This is a genomic window from Pseudomonas frederiksbergensis (genome assembly GCF_900105495.1).
GTDB classification, from domain to species: Bacteria; Pseudomonadota; Gammaproteobacteria; order Pseudomonadales; family Pseudomonadaceae; genus Aquipseudomonas; species Aquipseudomonas frederiksbergensis.
This window is the reverse complement of sequence record NZ_FNTF01000002.1, coordinates 1,884,712-1,900,849: the sequence shown is the minus strand read 5'-3', so window position 1 is coordinate 1,900,849 and position 16,138 is coordinate 1,884,712. Positions and strand designations below refer to the sequence as shown.

General features: G+C 58.1%; 16 protein-coding genes. 10 read left to right on the top strand and 6 right to left on the bottom strand.

Translation table 11 applies throughout. The annotated features are described in order from the left end of the window. Window positions 1–83 precede the first annotated feature (83 nt). Window positions 84–650: a nucleotide exchange factor GrpE gene (gene grpE / locus BLW70_RS09045; RefSeq protein WP_074873654.1), complete on the bottom strand. Its 567-nt coding sequence runs from the start codon at window positions 648–650 to the stop codon at window positions 84–86. Window positions 651–891: 241 nt separating this feature from the next. Between grpE and recN the strand changes: the two genes are divergently transcribed. After that, entirely contained in the window at window positions 892–2,565 is a 1,674-nt protein-coding gene (gene recN / locus BLW70_RS09040) for a DNA repair protein RecN (RefSeq protein ID WP_074873652.1), read from the top strand. 75 nt (window positions 2,566–2,640) lie between these two features. On the opposite strand, the gene fur is transcribed toward recN, so the two are convergent. Further along, window positions 2,641–3,045 (bottom strand): ferric iron uptake transcriptional regulator, encoded by a 405-nt coding sequence (gene fur, locus BLW70_RS09035; protein WP_003197684.1) that lies wholly within the window; start codon window positions 3,043–3,045, stop codon window positions 2,641–2,643. Window positions 3,046–3,142: 97 nt separating this feature from the next. Between fur and BLW70_RS09030 the strand changes: the two genes are divergently transcribed. Continuing rightward, the gene (locus BLW70_RS09030) at window positions 3,143–3,670 is read left to right on the top strand and encodes an outer membrane protein assembly factor BamE (protein WP_074873650.1); all 528 of its coding nucleotides are present in this window, start codon (window positions 3,143–3,145) and stop codon (window positions 3,668–3,670) included. 61 nt (window positions 3,671–3,731) lie between these two features. Here the strand turns inward: BLW70_RS09030 and BLW70_RS09025 are convergent, their stop codons facing one another. From BLW70_RS09025 to BLW70_RS09015, 3 genes are read right to left on the bottom strand one after another with little or no spacing between them, the layout of a single operon-like run. Further along, complete coding sequence (locus BLW70_RS09025) at window positions 3,732–4,046, bottom strand: RnfH family protein (RefSeq protein WP_074873648.1); 315 nt, start codon at window positions 4,044–4,046, stop codon at window positions 3,732–3,734. Next, the gene (locus BLW70_RS09020; protein WP_033058141.1) at window positions 4,039–4,473 is read right to left on the bottom strand and encodes a type II toxin-antitoxin system RatA family toxin; all 435 of its coding nucleotides are present in this window, start codon (window positions 4,471–4,473) and stop codon (window positions 4,039–4,041) included. The genes BLW70_RS09025 and BLW70_RS09020 overlap by 8 nt, the downstream gene beginning before the upstream one ends. Window positions 4,474–4,480: 7 nt before the next feature. Beyond that, entirely contained in the window at window positions 4,481–5,884 is a 1,404-nt protein-coding gene (locus BLW70_RS09015) for a sodium-dependent transporter (protein WP_074873646.1), read from the bottom strand. A gap of 118 nt (window positions 5,885–6,002) precedes the next feature. Here BLW70_RS09015 and smpB point away from each other — a divergent pair, with 118 nt between their 5' ends. Further along, window positions 6,003–6,485, top strand: coding sequence for an SsrA-binding protein SmpB (gene smpB, locus BLW70_RS09010; RefSeq protein WP_008149046.1), 483 nt, complete (start codon window positions 6,003–6,005; stop codon window positions 6,483–6,485). A gap of 128 nt (window positions 6,486–6,613) precedes the next feature. Here the strand turns inward: smpB and BLW70_RS09005 are convergent, their stop codons facing one another. After that, entirely contained in the window at window positions 6,614–7,381 is a 768-nt protein-coding gene (locus BLW70_RS09005) for a GntR family transcriptional regulator (RefSeq protein WP_074873644.1), read from the bottom strand. Between the two features lie 262 nt (window positions 7,382–7,643). On the opposite strand from BLW70_RS09005, the gene BLW70_RS09000 reads away from it, so the two are divergent. The 7 genes from BLW70_RS09000 to BLW70_RS08970 all read left to right on the top strand — a co-directional run bounded on the left by BLW70_RS09000 (window position 7,644) and on the right by BLW70_RS08970 (window position 16,130). After that, window positions 7,644–9,338, top strand: coding sequence for a lactate permease LctP family transporter (locus tag BLW70_RS09000; RefSeq protein WP_074873641.1), 1,695 nt, complete (start codon window positions 7,644–7,646; stop codon window positions 9,336–9,338). Between the two features lie 152 nt (window positions 9,339–9,490). Then, window positions 9,491–10,315, top strand: a complete 825-nt coding sequence (locus BLW70_RS08995) for a (Fe-S)-binding protein (protein WP_074873639.1) — start codon at window positions 9,491–9,493, stop codon at window positions 10,313–10,315. Beyond that, window positions 10,312–11,766, top strand: coding sequence for a LutB/LldF family L-lactate oxidation iron-sulfur protein (locus BLW70_RS08990; protein ID WP_074873638.1), 1,455 nt, complete (start codon window positions 10,312–10,314; stop codon window positions 11,764–11,766). Before BLW70_RS08995 ends, BLW70_RS08990 begins: the two co-directional genes overlap by 4 nt. Then, window positions 11,766–12,437: a LutC/YkgG family protein gene (locus BLW70_RS08985; protein WP_074873635.1), complete on the top strand. Its 672-nt coding sequence runs from the start codon at window positions 11,766–11,768 to the stop codon at window positions 12,435–12,437. The genes BLW70_RS08990 and BLW70_RS08985 overlap by 1 nt, the downstream gene beginning before the upstream one ends. Then, window positions 12,434–15,253, top strand: a complete 2,820-nt coding sequence (locus tag BLW70_RS08980; protein ID WP_074873633.1) for an FAD-binding and (Fe-S)-binding domain-containing protein — start codon at window positions 12,434–12,436, stop codon at window positions 15,251–15,253. Before BLW70_RS08985 ends, BLW70_RS08980 begins: the two co-directional genes overlap by 4 nt. Window positions 15,254–15,372: 119 nt before the next feature. Next, complete coding sequence (locus tag BLW70_RS08975) at window positions 15,373–15,645, top strand: hypothetical protein (protein ID WP_074873632.1); 273 nt, start codon at window positions 15,373–15,375, stop codon at window positions 15,643–15,645. Between the two features lie 233 nt (window positions 15,646–15,878). Beyond that, on the top strand, window positions 15,879–16,130 hold the full coding sequence (locus BLW70_RS08970) for a hypothetical protein (protein ID WP_074873630.1): 252 nt from the start codon (window positions 15,879–15,881) through the stop codon (window positions 16,128–16,130). The last annotated feature ends 8 nt before the right edge of the window (window positions 16,131–16,138 follow it).

Below are 16,138 nucleotides of genomic sequence, written 5' to 3'. Positions count from 1 at the left end.
TGGATTTGGTTGCCGCAGCAGTGGTGGCTAACTGCGGTAGCACTTAAACGCTTGACTTCTAAATGGGGGCCTTGCGGCTAATTTCAAGCCTGCTCGTCAATCGAAGGCGAAACCGGTGCCGGCGCCTTGCTGACCACGACCATGGCCGGGCGCAACAGGCGACCGTTGAGCTGATAGCCCTTCTGGAACACCTTGAGCACGCTGTTCGGCTCGACGTCGGCGCTTTCCTGCATGGCCATTGCCTGATGCTGAACGGCGTTGAACGGTTCGCCATGCGGATCGATCGCTTCCAGCTGATAACGCTTCAGGGTGTCCTGGAACATTTTCAGGGTCAGCTCGATGCCTTCGCGCATTGGACGAATGCTTTCGTCGTCCGGGCTGGACAATTCCAGACCACGCTCCAGGCTGTCGATGATCGGCAACAAGTCACCGGCGAATTTCTCCAGGGCGAACTTGTGAGCCTTTTCCACATCCTGCTCGGCGCGACGGCGGACGTTCTGCAGATCAGCCGCTACACGCAAAGCCTGATCATGAGCACCAGCCAATTGCTCTTCGAGCACTTGAATACGAGCCGCCAGCTCATCACCCGAATCCTGGGCAGCCTGATCTGCGTCTAGATTTTGCGTATCCACTGTCTGTTCGTCAGCCATAGATTTCTCCTTTCAATATCGTCCGCGAGCTCAACTCACGCTTCTGCCCAGCTATATGGGGCCGCAAAATCCAGCTTCAAGGGGCGCTTATTTATTAACCCTACAAAAAACAGCTGCATTGTCATTCCTGGGTGCACTAAGGATTTCGTCGGGCCAAGCAAATCGAGCTAAGGGAGGGCATTGTCAGCCAGAAACAAAACACTGTATAAATAACCAGACCTAAACCCTGGGAGCGGCCTTCATGCTGGTGCACCTTTCCGTACATAACTACGCCATCGTTGAACATCTCGATCTCGAACTTGATCGCGGGATGAGCGTGATCACTGGGGAAACCGGCGCCGGTAAGTCGATCATGCTCGACGCCCTCGGCCTGACCCTGGGCGATCGCGCCGACAGCGGCGTGGTCCGTCCCGGTGCCGACAAGGCCGATATCCTGGCAACCTTCGATCTGGTCGATATTCCAGAAGCCAGTGCCTGGCTGGCCGAGCGCGACCTGGAGAGCGACGGCCCGTGCATCCTGCGCCGGGTGATCACCGCCGAAGGGCGCTCGCGTGGCTACATCAACGGCACGCCCTGCCCCCTCGGCGACCTCAAGGCCCTGGGTGAACTGCTGATCGATATCCACAGCCAGCACGAACATCAATCCCTGCTCAAGACCGACACACACCGTCGCCTGCTCGATGAATACGCGGGTGCAACAGACCTTGCCCGTCAGGTACATCTGGCCGCCCAACGCTGGCGCCAGACCCGCCTGGAGCTGGAACGTCTTTCCAATTCCGGCGATGAGCAGCGCGCCCGCCATCAATTGCTCAGCTATCAACTCGAGGAACTGGAAAACCTCGGCCTCGGCGAAAATGAGCTGGAGCAGCTGGAACAGGAACACAAGAACCTGACTAACGCCGAAACCCTGCTGGGCATTTGTCGGCAAGTGGTCGAACAATGCAGCGAAAGTGACTCCGGGAATGTGCTGAACGCCCTTACTGCCAGCCTCAATCGCCTTTCGAGCGTCAATAATTCGATTGGCGCCCTGGGCGAAGCCAGCAGCCTGCTGACCAGCGCACAGATCCAGGTCGAAGAAGCCGTGGGAGAACTGAACCGCTTCCTTGACAACTTCGATGCCGATCCAGCGCGTCTTCAGTACCTGGAGGAGCGCCTTGATGCGATCTATACCATGGCGCGCAAACACCGCATCCAGCCGACCGAAGTCGCCGAGATGCAGCAGCGCTTGCTGGATGAAATCGAAACCCTGAACGCCAATGACGAATCCATCGAGCGACTGAGCGATGAACTGGCCTCCTATGCCCGTCATTATCAGGAAAAGGCTCGCGAGCTCAGCGATTTGCGTCATCAGGCCTCAAGCAGCCTTGCCAGCGCCGTGGAGCATGAAATCCAGCGACTGGGCATGCCTGGTGGGCGCTTCACTATCGAGCTGCGCCCCAACAGTAGCGATGAACTGCTACCCAATGGTCTTGAGCAGGTAGAGCTGCTGGTGAGCGCTAACCCGGGCCAACCTTTGAAAGCGCTGGCAAAAGTGGCATCCGGCGGCGAACTGTCACGGATCAGCCTGGCAATTCAAGTGATCACCGCGCAAACCTCCCGGGTACCGACCCTGGTGTTCGATGAAGTAGACGTGGGCATCGGCGGTCCAACCGCCGAAATCGTAGGCCAGTTGTTGCGTCGACTTGGGGAGCGCGGGCAGGTATTGACAGTCACTCACTTACCGCAAGTAGCTGCACAGGGACATCAACATCTATTCGTACACAAAGTGCGCGGCGAAGATGCCACTCACACAGCCGTCGCCAAGTTGAGCAAGAACGATCGTGTCGAAGAAGTCGCGCGAATGCTGGGAGGCATCGACCTTACAAAGGAATCTCTGGCTCACGCCAGGAAAATGGTCGTCACCGCAAAAATTTAAGATCGATAGAAAGCACGAAGGCGACCCTGGGGTCGCCTTCGCTCGTTTCGCGAACCTTAAGTTCGCGCGACATGCTTACTTTTTCTTGCGTACGTACAGTACGAGATTGTGATCCACCATCTCGAAGCCATACTTGTCGACGATTGCTTTCTGCAGTCGCTCGATTTCTTCGTCGAAGAATTCGATCACTTCACTGGTCTCGACGTTGACCATATGGTCGTGATGCTTGCCGTCGTCCAGCTCGAAGACCGCATGGCCCCCGTCGAAGTTGTGTCGCACCACAAGGCCAGCTGCCTCGAACTGGGTCAGGACACGGTAAACCGTGGCCAGACCGACGTCCTCACCAGCCTCCATCAGCGCCTTGTAGACGTCCTCGGCACTCATGTGGCGTTGCTCGGCGGAATCGAGCATTTGCAGAATTTTGACCCGTGGAAGGGTCACTTTGAGGCCGGCTTTGCGTAGTTCGCTATTTTCAACCATGGTCAGCTTTCTCGCGATGCTGCTTCGCAGCTTCTCTTAATGCGGGTATGATCGGCGTTTACGTTGTCCCAGCCAAGATAGTGGAAGTCGCCCACCGATGCAAAACACCAAGCTCTTGCTAACCAGTTTCACCTTTGTGGGACTGCTCGCACTCGCCGGTTGTTCATTCCCCGGGGTTTACAAAATCGACATCCAGCAGGGCAATGTCGTCACGCAGGACATGATAGACCAGTTACGCCCGGGAATGACCCGCAAGCAAGTACGGTTTATCATGGGCAACCCTCTGTTGACCGACACGTTCCATGCCGATCGCTGGGATTATCTGTACAGCCTGCAACCGGGTGGCGGTGAACGCCAACAGGAACGCATTAGCGTTATCTTCAACCCAAATGACCAACTTGTCAGCCTCTCTGGCGATTTCATGCCAGGCGTGAGCCGCGACGAAGCCATTCTCGGCAAGGACAGCGGCACTACAGTTGCTGCACCAGCAGAAAACGTCGAGACGCCGAAACCGGAGAAACCGGTCAAGCCAGGTTCGTTGCTGGACCAGATCCAGAAGGATGTCGACGGTGTAGAAACCGTTCCAGTCCCGACTCCAGAACCTCTGGAAACCTCGCCGCAATAATTTGCGACGCAATAAAAAACCCGGCATGTCCGGGTTTTTTATTGTCCAGCATTTAAGCGAATCATTGATTCCGGGTTTTGGCCTCAGCAGCTTTGGCTGCGCGCAACCGACGAACTTCTTTCGGATCAGCCTGCAATGGCCGGTATATTTCGATGCGATCTCCAGCCTGGACAAGATGTTTGTCCGGATCAGCAATGACTTTACCGAAGATCCCCACCGGACAGCTGGCCAGATCCAGCTCGGAAAACGCCTCGCCGAGGCCTGACTTCAGCAAAGCCGCCCGCACGGTCGTTCCTGTCGGCACAGTTACCGACATGAGCACTTGACGATCAACGGCGGCATACACCACTTCAATCTCAATCATCGACTCAACCATGCATCTGTTTGGCGCGCTGGCAGAAAGCATCCACCAGCGTATTGGCCGCCTGATTGAACAACGGCCCCAGGGTCGCGCGCACAATCGGCCCGGCGTAATCGAACGACAGGTCCAGACTGATCTTGCAGGCTTTCTCGCCCAAGGGCTTGAACACCCAGACGCCATGCAATTGATTGAACGGCCCCTCTTCGAGGTTCATCTCAATCGAATGCCCAGGCACCAGCGTGTTGCGCGTTACGAAATGCTGGCTGAGACCACCCTTGGCCACGCCGACGCTAGCGCGCATATGCTCGGGAGAACTCTCCAGGACTTCGGCCGATGAGCACCACGGCAGAAATTCCGGGTAACGCGCCACGTCGTTGACCAGGTCATACAGCGCTTGCGCCGGATACGGCAGCAGGGCCGAACGTTGAATGTGTGTCGTCATGTCAGCGTCACTTCCACAGCTGGGCGGCAAATACTACGAGAATGCCGATGGGCGCCACATAGCGCATCAAGAACAGGGACAGGGCGAACAGCGCAGGGTTGCGGATCGACAATTCGTCGCGTACCGCTTCACGGCCCATCACCCAGCCTGCAAACACCACGAAACACAAACCACCGAGTGGCAGCATGATCCGCGAGGTGAAGAAATCGATCACACCAAAGAAGTCCAGGCCACCGGCCGCGCCCCATTGATAGAGATGGAACATCCCGCCTTCGTTCACGAAAAACTTGGCTTCCTTCCAGATATTGAAGGAAAACACCGTGCCCAGACCGACAAACCAACAAATGAAGGCCAGCCAAAAAGTAACCCATGCGCGGCTGACTTTCGTGCGCTCAACCAGGTAAGCCACCATCGGCTCAAGCAGGGAAATCGCCGAACTCCAGGCGGCAATCGCTACGAGCACGAAGAACACTACGCCCATCAACTGGCCGAACGCTACGTTACCAAACGCAAAGGGCAGGCTGACGAACATCAAGCCAGGACCTTCGCTTGGGTTCAGGCCGCCAGCGAACACAATCGGAAACAACGCCAGACCGGCCACCAGGGACACGAAGGTATCGAGCAGTGCCACGCCGACGATGGTGCCGGAAATCGATGAATTCTTTGGCATATAAGCGCCGTAGATCATGATCGAACCGACGCCCACGCTCAGTGAAAAGAACGCGTGCCCCATGGCTGGCAGCAAACCGTCGAGTACTTTTTCCGGGTGGAAGTCGAACATGAAATGCACGCCTTCCATGAAATGCCCGGTAGTCATGCTGTAGCCCAGCAGAACAAGCACCATCACAAACAGCAGCGGCATCATGATTCGCAAGCTGCGTTCCAGCCCCGCGACCACGCCTTTGGCGATCACTACGGCCGATAGCAGCATGAAAATCGTGTGCCAAAGTGTCAGGCGCCACGGATCAGCGATCACATTGCCGAAATAAGCGCCGACCTCATCAGGCGTTGCACCCTGGAAGTCGCCACGACCCATGTCGATGATGTAATCCAGCGACCAGCCGCCCACCACACTATAGAAAGACAGGATCAGCAACGCCGTGATCATCCCGGCGAATGCGCCCCAGGACCATTTGCCCGAATGCCCGGCTTCCAGCGCCAATACCTTCAAGGCGTTGGCCGGGCTTTGACGTGCACGACGGCCGATCAGGGTTTCGGCCAGCATGACCGGCACACCGATCAGCGCGATACAGGCCAGGAACATCAGCACGAAGGCGCCGCCGCCATAGACACCGACCATGTACGGGAATTTCCAGATACTACCCAGGCCCACGGCCGAACCGGTCGCGGCGAGTATGAAGACCCAGCGGCTAGCCCAACTGCCGTGGACAGAAACCTTGTCTGTCGACATCGTTATCACGCCCAAGCGTTCAAAAAAGAGGCCGCATTGTCCGGGATTCAATCAACCTGCTCAAGCACGTAGCGATACCGTAGCCGACTCGCGTGCAACTCCCTATAATGCCGCCCCTATGGCTAAACAGAAGAAACACCCAACAGGGACCATCGCGCAAAATAAAAAGGCGCGACACGATTACTTCATCGAGCATAAGTTCGAGGCTGGTCTGGTCCTGGCCGGCTGGGAAGTAAAAAGTCTGCGGGCAAGCAAGCTGCAACTGGTTGACAGTTACGTATTGCTCAAGGATGGCGAAGCCTGGCTGCTCGGCAGCCACATTACGCCACTGATGACCGCCAGCACCCACGTCATCGCTGATCCGACCCGCACCCGCAAATTGCTGCTCAACCGGCGCGAGCTGGAAAAACTGGCCACGGCCGTGCAGCAAAAAGGTTACGCCTGCGTATGCCTGTCCTGGTACTGGAGCAAGCACATGGTCAAGTGCGAGATCGCTCTGGGCAAGGGCAAGAAGGAATACGACAAGCGTGATACCGAACGCGAGCGCGACGCCGGTCGCGAGTTGCAGCGCGCGGTGCGCAACAAGGGCAAGGAAGATTAATCTTCCTGCCCTGTGGCGAGGGAGCTTGCTCCCGCTGGGGTGCGAAGCAGCCCTCGCTTGACGACTGCCGGCAACTGCTGCGCAGTCGAGCGGGTGCAAGCTCCCTCGCCACAATCATCCCCTTATCACTACATCCCCTTGCGCCGCTCCGCTCGAGCCATGCGCTGTACTTCCTGACGCACTTCTTCCAGCACTTCCTGCACATACAAAATGTGTCGGCTGGAGACTTCCCGCGCCTGCTCGGCCCTTCCTTCAATAATTGCCAGGTACAACTCCCGGTGCTGGGTGATCAGCATGTCGCGGGTTTCCGTGCGTTGCTTGTACATCCCGCCGATGTTGGTCACCACGTTACGTTTGAGCAGATCGAACAATCCGCGAATGGTGTGCAGCAACACCGCGTTGTGACTGGCCTCAGCAATAGCCAGGTGGAATTTCGCATCCGCCGCGCCCTCTTCCGCCCGACTTACCTCGTCGTGACGCGTATAGCAGTCCTGCAATTCATTGAAAGCCGCGGTCAATCGCTCGCGATCAACGTCCGTAGCACGCATGGCTGCGTAATAGGCACAGGAGGCTTCCAGGGTGTGACGAAATTCCAGCAGATCGCGCTGCGCCTCAGGGTTGCTTTCCAGCAGATGCAGCAGCGGATCGCTGAACGTTGTCCCCAGCGACTCCACCACATAATTGCCACCGCCCTGGCGACTGACCAGCAAGCCTTTGGCCGCCAGTTTCTGAATCGCTTCGCGCAACGAAGGGCGTGACACGCCGAACTGCTCGGCCAGCGCACGCTCGGCCGGCAAACGCTCACCCGCCTTCAGCGTGCCCTCGAGAATCATCCCCTCGAGCTGCTCGACAATATCGTCAGACAAACGGCGCTGACGAATTTGATCAAACCCCATAACTCAATTCTCCACGATCCCGACGGCTCGCCGGGGTGTCTATTCTGGCCTATCAGGGCTGCTTCAGCACCTGCCAGACAGCATTTGGTCGAGCGGACCAGATGGCTTGCGCACCGCGTATTCGACAAAAGTTTTAGAGCGGCAAATTGACACGCCGCCTACAACGCTTTTACCCTAGCCAACAGCGATTGTAAATTGGTATTACCAATTATCCAAGAACGCTGACCAGTGCCTGACCAACAACAATTAGGGGCCACCCCATATGCAAACCTGGCAACAGCTCTATTCTCCGCTCGGCAGTCTCGGCGTGTCCGCGCTCGCGGCCGTTATCCCCATCGTGTTTTTCTTCCTGGCATTGGCCGTGTTCCGACTCAAAGGACACGTGGCCGGCAGCATCACGCTGGCCTTGTCCATTGCCGTGGCGATCTTCGCCTTCCAGATGCCGGTCGACATGGCTTTCGCCGCCGCCGGCTATGGTTTCGCCTATGGCCTGTGGCCGATTGCCTGGATCATCGTGGCGGCGGTATTCCTCTACAAACTGACGGTCAAGAGTGGTCAGTTCGAAGTGATCCGCAGCTCGGTGCTATCGATCACCGACGACCAGCGCCTGCAAGTGCTGCTGATCGGTTTCTGCTTCGGCGCCTTCCTGGAAGGTGCCGCCGGTTTCGGTGCACCGGTCGCGATTACCGCCGCACTGTTGGTCGGACTGGGCTTCAACCCGTTGTACGCCGCCGGCCTGTGCCTGATCGCCAACACCGCACCGGTGGCCTTCGGCGCCCTGGGGATTCCGATCATCGTTGCCGGGCAGGTCACCGGTATCGACGCCTTCAAGATTGGCGCCATGACAGGCCGCCAACTGCCGCTGCTGTCGCTGTTCGTGCCGTTCTGGCTGGTGTTCATGATGGACGGCCTGCGCGGCGTTCGCGAAACCTGGCCGGCAGCACTGGTAGCCGGCTTGAGCTTTGCCATCACCCAATATTTCACGTCGAACTTCATCGGCCCGGAACTGCCGGACATCACCTCGGCCCTGGCCAGCCTGGTTTCCCTGACGCTGTTCCTGAAAGTCTGGCAGCCGAAACGCGCCGCAGGGCAACACATCGTCGGTGCCGTCTCGGCTTCCGTGGTGGGTGCCAGCGCTGGCGGTTTCGGCCTGCCGCGCAGCACTGTGGCTTCGCCCTACAGCTTTGGTGAAATTCTCAAAGCCTGGTCACCGTTCCTGATCCTCACCGTGCTGGTCACCATCTGGACACTGAAACCGTTCAAGGCGATGTTCGCTGCTGGCGGTTCGATGTACAGCTGGGTATTCAACATCGCCATCCCGCACCTCGATCAATTGGTGATCAAGGTTGCGCCGATCGTGACCGCCCCGACCGCTATCCCGGCAGTGTTCAAACTCGACCCGATTTCCGCGACCGGCACGGCGATTTTCTTCTCCGCGCTGATCTCGATGCTGGTGCTGAAGATCAATGTCAAAACTGGTCTGACCACTTTGAAAGAGACCTTCTACGAGCTGCGCTGGCCGATTCTGTCCATCGGTATGGTGCTCGCCTTTGCCTTCGTCACTAACTACTCGGGCATGTCCTCGACCATGGCGCTGGTTCTGGCAGGCACTGGCGCAGCATTCCCGTTCTTCTCACCGTTCCTCGGCTGGCTGGGTGTGTTCCTGACCGGTTCCGATACCTCGTCCAACGCCCTGTTCAGTTCGCTGCAAGCGACCACTGCGCACCAGATCGGCGTCAGCGACGTGTTGCTGGTAGCGGCGAACACCAGCGGTGGCGTGACCGGCAAGATGATCTCGCCACAATCGATCGCCGTGGCCTGCGCCGCGACCGGTCTGGTGGGCAAGGAATCGGATCTGTTCCGTTTCACCCTCAAGCACAGCCTGTTCTTTGCAACGATCGTGGGCTTGATTACCTACATCCAGGCCTACTGGTTGACCGGCATGCTGGTGCACTAAGTACTACACGATAAAAAGCAAAAACCGACGCCGGACCACGATTCCGGCGTCAGCTATTCACAACCCGGTCTGTAAGGCTGCTGAAAGCTTGCCTCTCTATATTTCAGCAGCCTCGACAGACGGATAACCGGGACCACCCGGAGACACGCCTGATGAGCGAGCTTTTTTACAACGCTGTGCCGAACGCGACCCGCGTCGCCCCGCCACTGCCCGAGCCCCGGCAATACCCCAGCGAGAAACCGTCACGGGTCTACCTGTTCGGAACCTGTGTGGTGGATTTGTTCTACCCCGAAGCCGGGATGGACGCGATTCACTTGCTGGAACGCGAAGGCATTCGTGTCGAGTATCCGCAGGGGCAAAGCTGCTGTGGACAACCGGCCTACACCTCGGGTTACACCGAGCAGGCGCGGACCGTGGCACGCTCGCAACTGGCGCTGTTTGCCGGGGACTATCCGGTGGTGGTGCCGTCGGGGTCGTGTGCCGGGATGTTGCGCGAACACTACGCCGACTTGTTCAAGGACGAGCCGGACATGCTGAAACAGGTTCAGGCGCTGGCGGCCCGGACTTATGAACTGGCCGAGTTTTTGTTGTTTGTCTGCAAGGTGCAGCTCAAGGACAGTGGCGAGCCCGTCAAAGTAGCGTTGCACACGTCGTGCTCGGCACGCCGTGAGATGAACACCCACTTGCATGGCCGCGAGTTGTTGGCGCAGCTGCGTAACGTGGAGCGAGTCGACCACAGCCATGAAAGTGAATGCTGTGGCTTCGGTGGGACTTTCAGCGTCCGTATGCCAGACATTTCCGGTGCGATGGTGGCTGACAAGACCCGCTCGTTGAAGGAATCCGGCGCGCACCAGGTACTCAGTGCCGACTGCGGTTGTCTGATGAACATCAACGGCTCGCTGGAGAAACAGCAGGAAGCATTGCGCGGCCAACACCTGGCCAGCTTCCTTTGGCAGCGAACCGGAGGTGTTCTATGAACGCTTCCGCGATTATTCCTACGGTTGCCGTGGAAGAAGATTTTCGCATCCGGGCTCACAAGGCGCTGGATGACAAGCAACTGCGAAACAACTTTCGCACGGCGATGGATTCGCTGATGACAAAACGGGCAGCGTCCTTCAGCGATGCCCACGAAAGAGAACATTTGCGAGCGCTGGGCAATGCTGTCCGCGCCCGCGCGTTATCCAAGTTGCCCGACCTGCTCGAGCAACTTGAACAGAACCTGACCCGCAACGGTGTGACAGTGCACTGGGCGGAAACGGTGGACGAGGCCAATGGCATCGTCCTCTCGATCATCCGCGCTCACGAGGGGCGGCAAGTGATCAAGGGCAAATCGATGGTCAGCGAAGAGATGGAAATGAATCACTTCCTCGCTGAACAGGGCATTGAATGCCTGGAATCGGACATGGGCGAGTACATCGTCCAACTCGACCACGAGAAGCCTTCACACATTATTATGCCGGCGATCCACAAGAACGCCGGTCAGGTCGCGTCCTTGTTCCACGACAAACTTGGCGTGGAATACACCAAGGACGTTGACCAACTCATTCAGATCGGTCGCAAGGTCTTGCGGCAGAAATTCTTCGAAGCGGACATCGGCGTCTCCGGCGTCAACTTCGCCGTGGCCGAAACCGGCACCTTGCTGCTGGTGGAAAACGAAGGCAACGGGCGCATGACCACCACCGTGCCGCCGGTTCACATCGCCGTCACTGGCATCGAAAAAGTCGTGGAAAACCTGCGCGATGTGGTGCCGCTGCTGTCACTGCTGACCCGTTCAGCCCTCGGCCAGCCGATCACCACCTACGTCAACATGATCTCCGGCCCGCGCAAGCAACATGAACTCGACGGCCCCCAGGAAGTGCACCTGGTATTGCTCGACAACGGTCGAAGCCAGGCCTTCGCCGACAGCGAACTGCGCCAGACCCTGAACTGCATCCGCTGCGGCGCCTGTATGAATCATTGCCCGGTCTACACCCGAATCGGCGGTCACGCCTATGGGGAGGTTTACCCTGGGCCTATCGGAAAAATCATCACTCCGCACATGGTCGGCCTGGCGAAAGTCCCGGACCACCCGAGTGCCTCGTCGTTGTGTGGCGCCTGCGGTGAAGTCTGCCCGGTAAAAATTCCGATTCCGGCGCTGCTGCGTCGTCTGCGGGAAGAGAACGTCAAAGCCCCGGACAGCCCTCATCAAGTGATGCGCGGCCAGGGCAGCAAGTACTCGCGTAAAGAACGGTTTATCTGGAATGCCTGGGCGAAGCTCAACAGTTCTCCCACGCTTTATCGACTGTTCGGCTTCTTCGCCACTCGCTTGCGCACGCTGGCACCGAAAAACGTCGGCCCCTGGACGCAAAACCACAGCGCACCGAAACCCGCTGCCCGCTCACTGCATGACATGGCCCGCGAACATCTGGCCAAACAGGGAGATCGCTGATGAGCGCCAAGCAAAATATCCTCGCCAAGTTGCGGAACAGTCTGACGGGCACCACACCAGTGCCTGACGATTTTGACGTCGAACTGGTGACAGCGCCCTATACCTACACCGCCGAGCAACGCATCCCACAGCTGCGCAAACAGATGGAAGCGGTGCACACCGAAATCCATCTGACGTCAGGCGAAGGCTGGCCTTCGTTGCTTGCTCAGTTGTTGCTGGACCGTCAGTTGCCGAGTTTGTTGATTGCACCGACTACGCCTCACGGGCAACGCGTCACTCAGCACTGGGCGAAAAATCCTGATCTGCCAACGCTCAAATCCTACGACCGTCCGGTTGAAGAATGGAAAGCCGAGTTGTTCAACGACACGCCGGCCAGCCTGACCGGCACCCTCGGCGCAATCGCCGCCACAGGTAGTCTGATTCTCTGGCCGACGCGGGAAGAACCGCGCCTGATGAGCCTGGTGCCGCCCGTGCATTTCGCCCTGCTCAAGGCCAGTGAAATCCGCAACAACTTCTATCAAGTGCAGCAGGAATTCGATTGGGCCCAAGGCATGCCGACCAACGCCCTGCTGGTGTCCGGCCCGTCGAAAACCGCTGACATCGAGCAAGTTCTGGCTTACGGAGCTCACGGTCCGAAAGACCTCGTGGTCATGATCCTGGAGGACCAATGAATCTACCCGCGGCTTTCCTGCGAGATGCGCAGCAACTGATTCCTCAGGAGCGACGTTTCGACGACCCGCTGTCGACGTTGGCCTTTGGCACTGACGCCAGTTTCTACCGGCTGATTCCGAAACTGGTGATTCGTGTCGAGTCTGAAGATGAGGTCGTGGCGCTGCTCAAACTCGCGCAAAGGGATCAAGTTCCGGTGACCTTCCGCGCCGCCGGCACCAGCCTGTCCGGACAGGCTATCAGCGACTCGGTGTTGATCGTGCTGGGGGATAACTGGAACGGTCGCGAGATTCGCGGGCAAGGTATGCAAATCCGCCTGCAACCGGGTGTGATCGGCGCGCAGGCCAACGCGTGGCTGGCGCCGTTCGGGCGCAAGATCGGTCCGGATCCAGCGTCGATCAATGCCTGCAAAATCGGCGGCATCGTCGCCAACAATGCCAGTGGCATGTGTTGCGGCACGGCGCAAAACACCTATCACACGTTGGCTGGCATTCGTCTGGTACTGGCGGACGGCAGCCGTCTCGATACTGAAGATGCGGCGAGTGTTGCGGCGTTTCGGGAGAGCCACGCTTCGCTGCTTGAACGCCTGGCAACGTTGGGCCGCGAGACCCGCGCCAATGCCGAACTGGCGGCAAGAATTCGCCACAAATACCGTCTGAAGAATACCACCGGGCTGTCACTCAATGCGTTGGTGGATTTCGACGAGCCTGTGGATATCTTGAGCCACTTGTTGGTGGGCTCCGAAGGCACCCTCGGTTTCATCAGCGCGGTGACTTACGACACAGTGATCGACCACCCGAACAAGGCCTCGGCACTGATCGTGTTCCCGGATGTGGAAACCTGCTGCAATGCCGTGACGGTGCTGAAAAGCCAGCCGGTGTCGGCCGTGGAACTGCTGGACCGGCGCAGTCTGCGTTCAGTGCAAGACAAACCCGGCATGCCCGCTTTCGTACAACAGCTGTCGAACAATGCCTGCGCGCTGCTGATCGAATCCCGCGCCGCATCGTCCACTTTGCTACAGGAACAACTGGCGCACATCATGGCGTCGTTGTCCTCGTTCCCGGTAGAAAAACAGGTCGACTTCACCGAAGACCCGGTGGAAAACGCCCGGCTTTGGGCGATCCGCAAAGACACCTTCCCTGCCGTAGGCGCCGTGCGCAAAACCGGCACCACGGTGATCATCGAAGACGTGACCTTCCCGGTTGAACAACTGGCCATCGGCGTAAACCGCCTGATCGAGCTGTTCGACAAACATCACTACGACGAAGCGATCCTTTTCGGACACGCGCTGGAAGGCAATCTGCACTTCGTCTTCACCCAAGGCTTCAACAACCCGGAAGAAGTCGCACGCTATCAGGCGTTCATGGACGACGTGGCGCAACTGGTAGCGGTGGAGTTCGGCGGCTCGCTGAAAGCGGAACACGGCACCGGACGCAACATGGCACCCTTTGTCGAACTGGAATGGGGCAGCGATGCCTACCAGTTGATGTGGCAGCTTAAACGCCTGCTCGACCCCAACGGCATTCTCAACCCGGACGTGGTGCTCAGCGAGGATCCGCAGATCCACCTCAAGCACCTGAAGCCGTTGCCGGCCGCCGATGAGATTGTGGACAAGTGCATCGAGTGCGGTTTCTGTGAACCGGTCTGCCCGTCGAAAGGCCTGACCCTGAGCCCGCGCCAGCGCATCGTGATCTGGCGTGACATTCAGGCGAAGAAACGCGCTGGCGTGGACACCACCAAACTCGAAGCCGCTTACGAATACCAAGGCATCGACACCTGCGCTGCCACCGGCCTCTGCGCACAACGTTGCCCTGTAGGAATCAACACCGGCGAGCTGGTGAAAAAACTCCGCAGTCGTAAGGCAACTCATACGAAAACCGCCAATTGGCTGGAAGGCAATTTCGCCACTGCGCTGCAAGGTGCTCGTTTCACTCTGCACGTGGCCAACGGTGCGCGAATGCTGTTGGGGGCGCCACGACTGGCAAAACTGTCTGCGACGTTGACGCGCCTATCCAAAGGCCAGGTCCCACAGTGGACTAACGCCATGCCGCAACCGGAAAAAGCCATTCGCTTCAGCCCGACAGTGTCGGACGAACGCCCTCGGGTGGTGTACCTCGCGGCCTGCGTATCGCGGGCAATGGGCCCGGCGGCGGGTGATAAAGAGCAAATGTCGCTGTACGACAAAACCCGAGGGCTGCTGGAAAAGGCCGGTTATCAAGTAGTCTTCCCGGACAATCTGGACAATCTCTGTTGCGGGCAACCGTTCGCTTCCAAGGGCTACGCCGAACAGGCCGAACACAAACGCCAGGAACTGATCGGCGCCTTGCTGCACGCCAGTCGCGGCGGGCTCGACCCGATCTACTGCGACACCAGTCCGTGTACGTTACGGCTGGTTCAGGACCTGGGCGATGTGCGCCTGGACCTGTACGACCCGGTGCGTTTCATTCGTACGCATTTGATGGATCGTCTGGATTTCACGCCGCAGGAAGCGTCGATTGCCGTGCACGTCACTTGCAGCACGCAGCACCTTGGTGAAAGCCAGGCTTTGATTGATCTGGCGCGTAAATGCAGCAAAAACGTGGTTATTCCCGAAGGCATTCACTGCTGCGGTTTTGCGGGGGATAAGGGTTTTACTACGCCGGAACTGAACGCACATTCGCTGCGCACGCTCAAGGATGCGGTTCAGCAGTGCAGCGAGGGGATTTCGACCAGCCGCACGTGTGAGATAGGTCTGACGCAACACGGTGGAATTGATTACCACGGGGTAGTGTATTTGGTGGATCGAGTAACGAAGGCGAGGGGCATGCACGAAAAATAGAACCCTGATGCGCTGTCATAGTCCACAGAATAAGCCCGGACGTTATCGGGCTTTTCCCAAACTCGGCAGCCCGTCCTGACGGCCAGCGATGCCTGGACCCTCAGTTCAAGGAGATACTCATGAAACGTTCTGTACTGTTAAGTCTGTTCGTTACTGCCTCACTGATGGCGCCCACCTCGTTTGCCGCTGAAGACCTCTGTGCGGTCAATTTGAAAACCATCGAAAATGCCAAGGCACAGACTCCTCCGGAGATGGCTGATCAGGTCATGGAAAGCGTCACGAAAGCCAAGGCAGATCAGGCAAAAGGCACCAAGGAAGGGACTGACGACTGCATCGCCGAGACCGAACAAACCATCCAGCAAATCAAGAACGCTAACAAAGGCGGGAAGTAACCCGGCTCAAGGCCAACCTTCGGGTTGGCCTTGTTGGCGTGCGCTTGGAGCTGCACATTTAAGCCATAACGCGATCCGTATGCGTTGCTGGTGAAATTGCTCCCCAAAAACCGAATTCCTGCGCAGCGCCGTGGTCTTTTGAGTAGGCCTCATCCATCGTGGCTTGTTTTTCGACTCGGCCGAACCGCCCGCTCATACGGCAGCACCGAGACCATCAGTACTAGGAGATATCCATGAAACGTACCGCACTCGCTGGTTTGTTCATGTCTGCTGCAATGTTGGCCTCTCCCGTGTTTGCAGCGGACAACGACCTTTGTACGAGCAAACTGCAGGAGCTCGAGGCCAAAGTGAATTCGCTACCAGCGACCTCCACCAACGCACCGGAGATCAAAAGACTGCTGGCCAGCGCCAAAACTTCAAAAGCCTCCGGGGACGACAAGAAATGCGCCACCGAGGCTATCCAGGGATTGGCGCTGACACACTGAGTTATGAA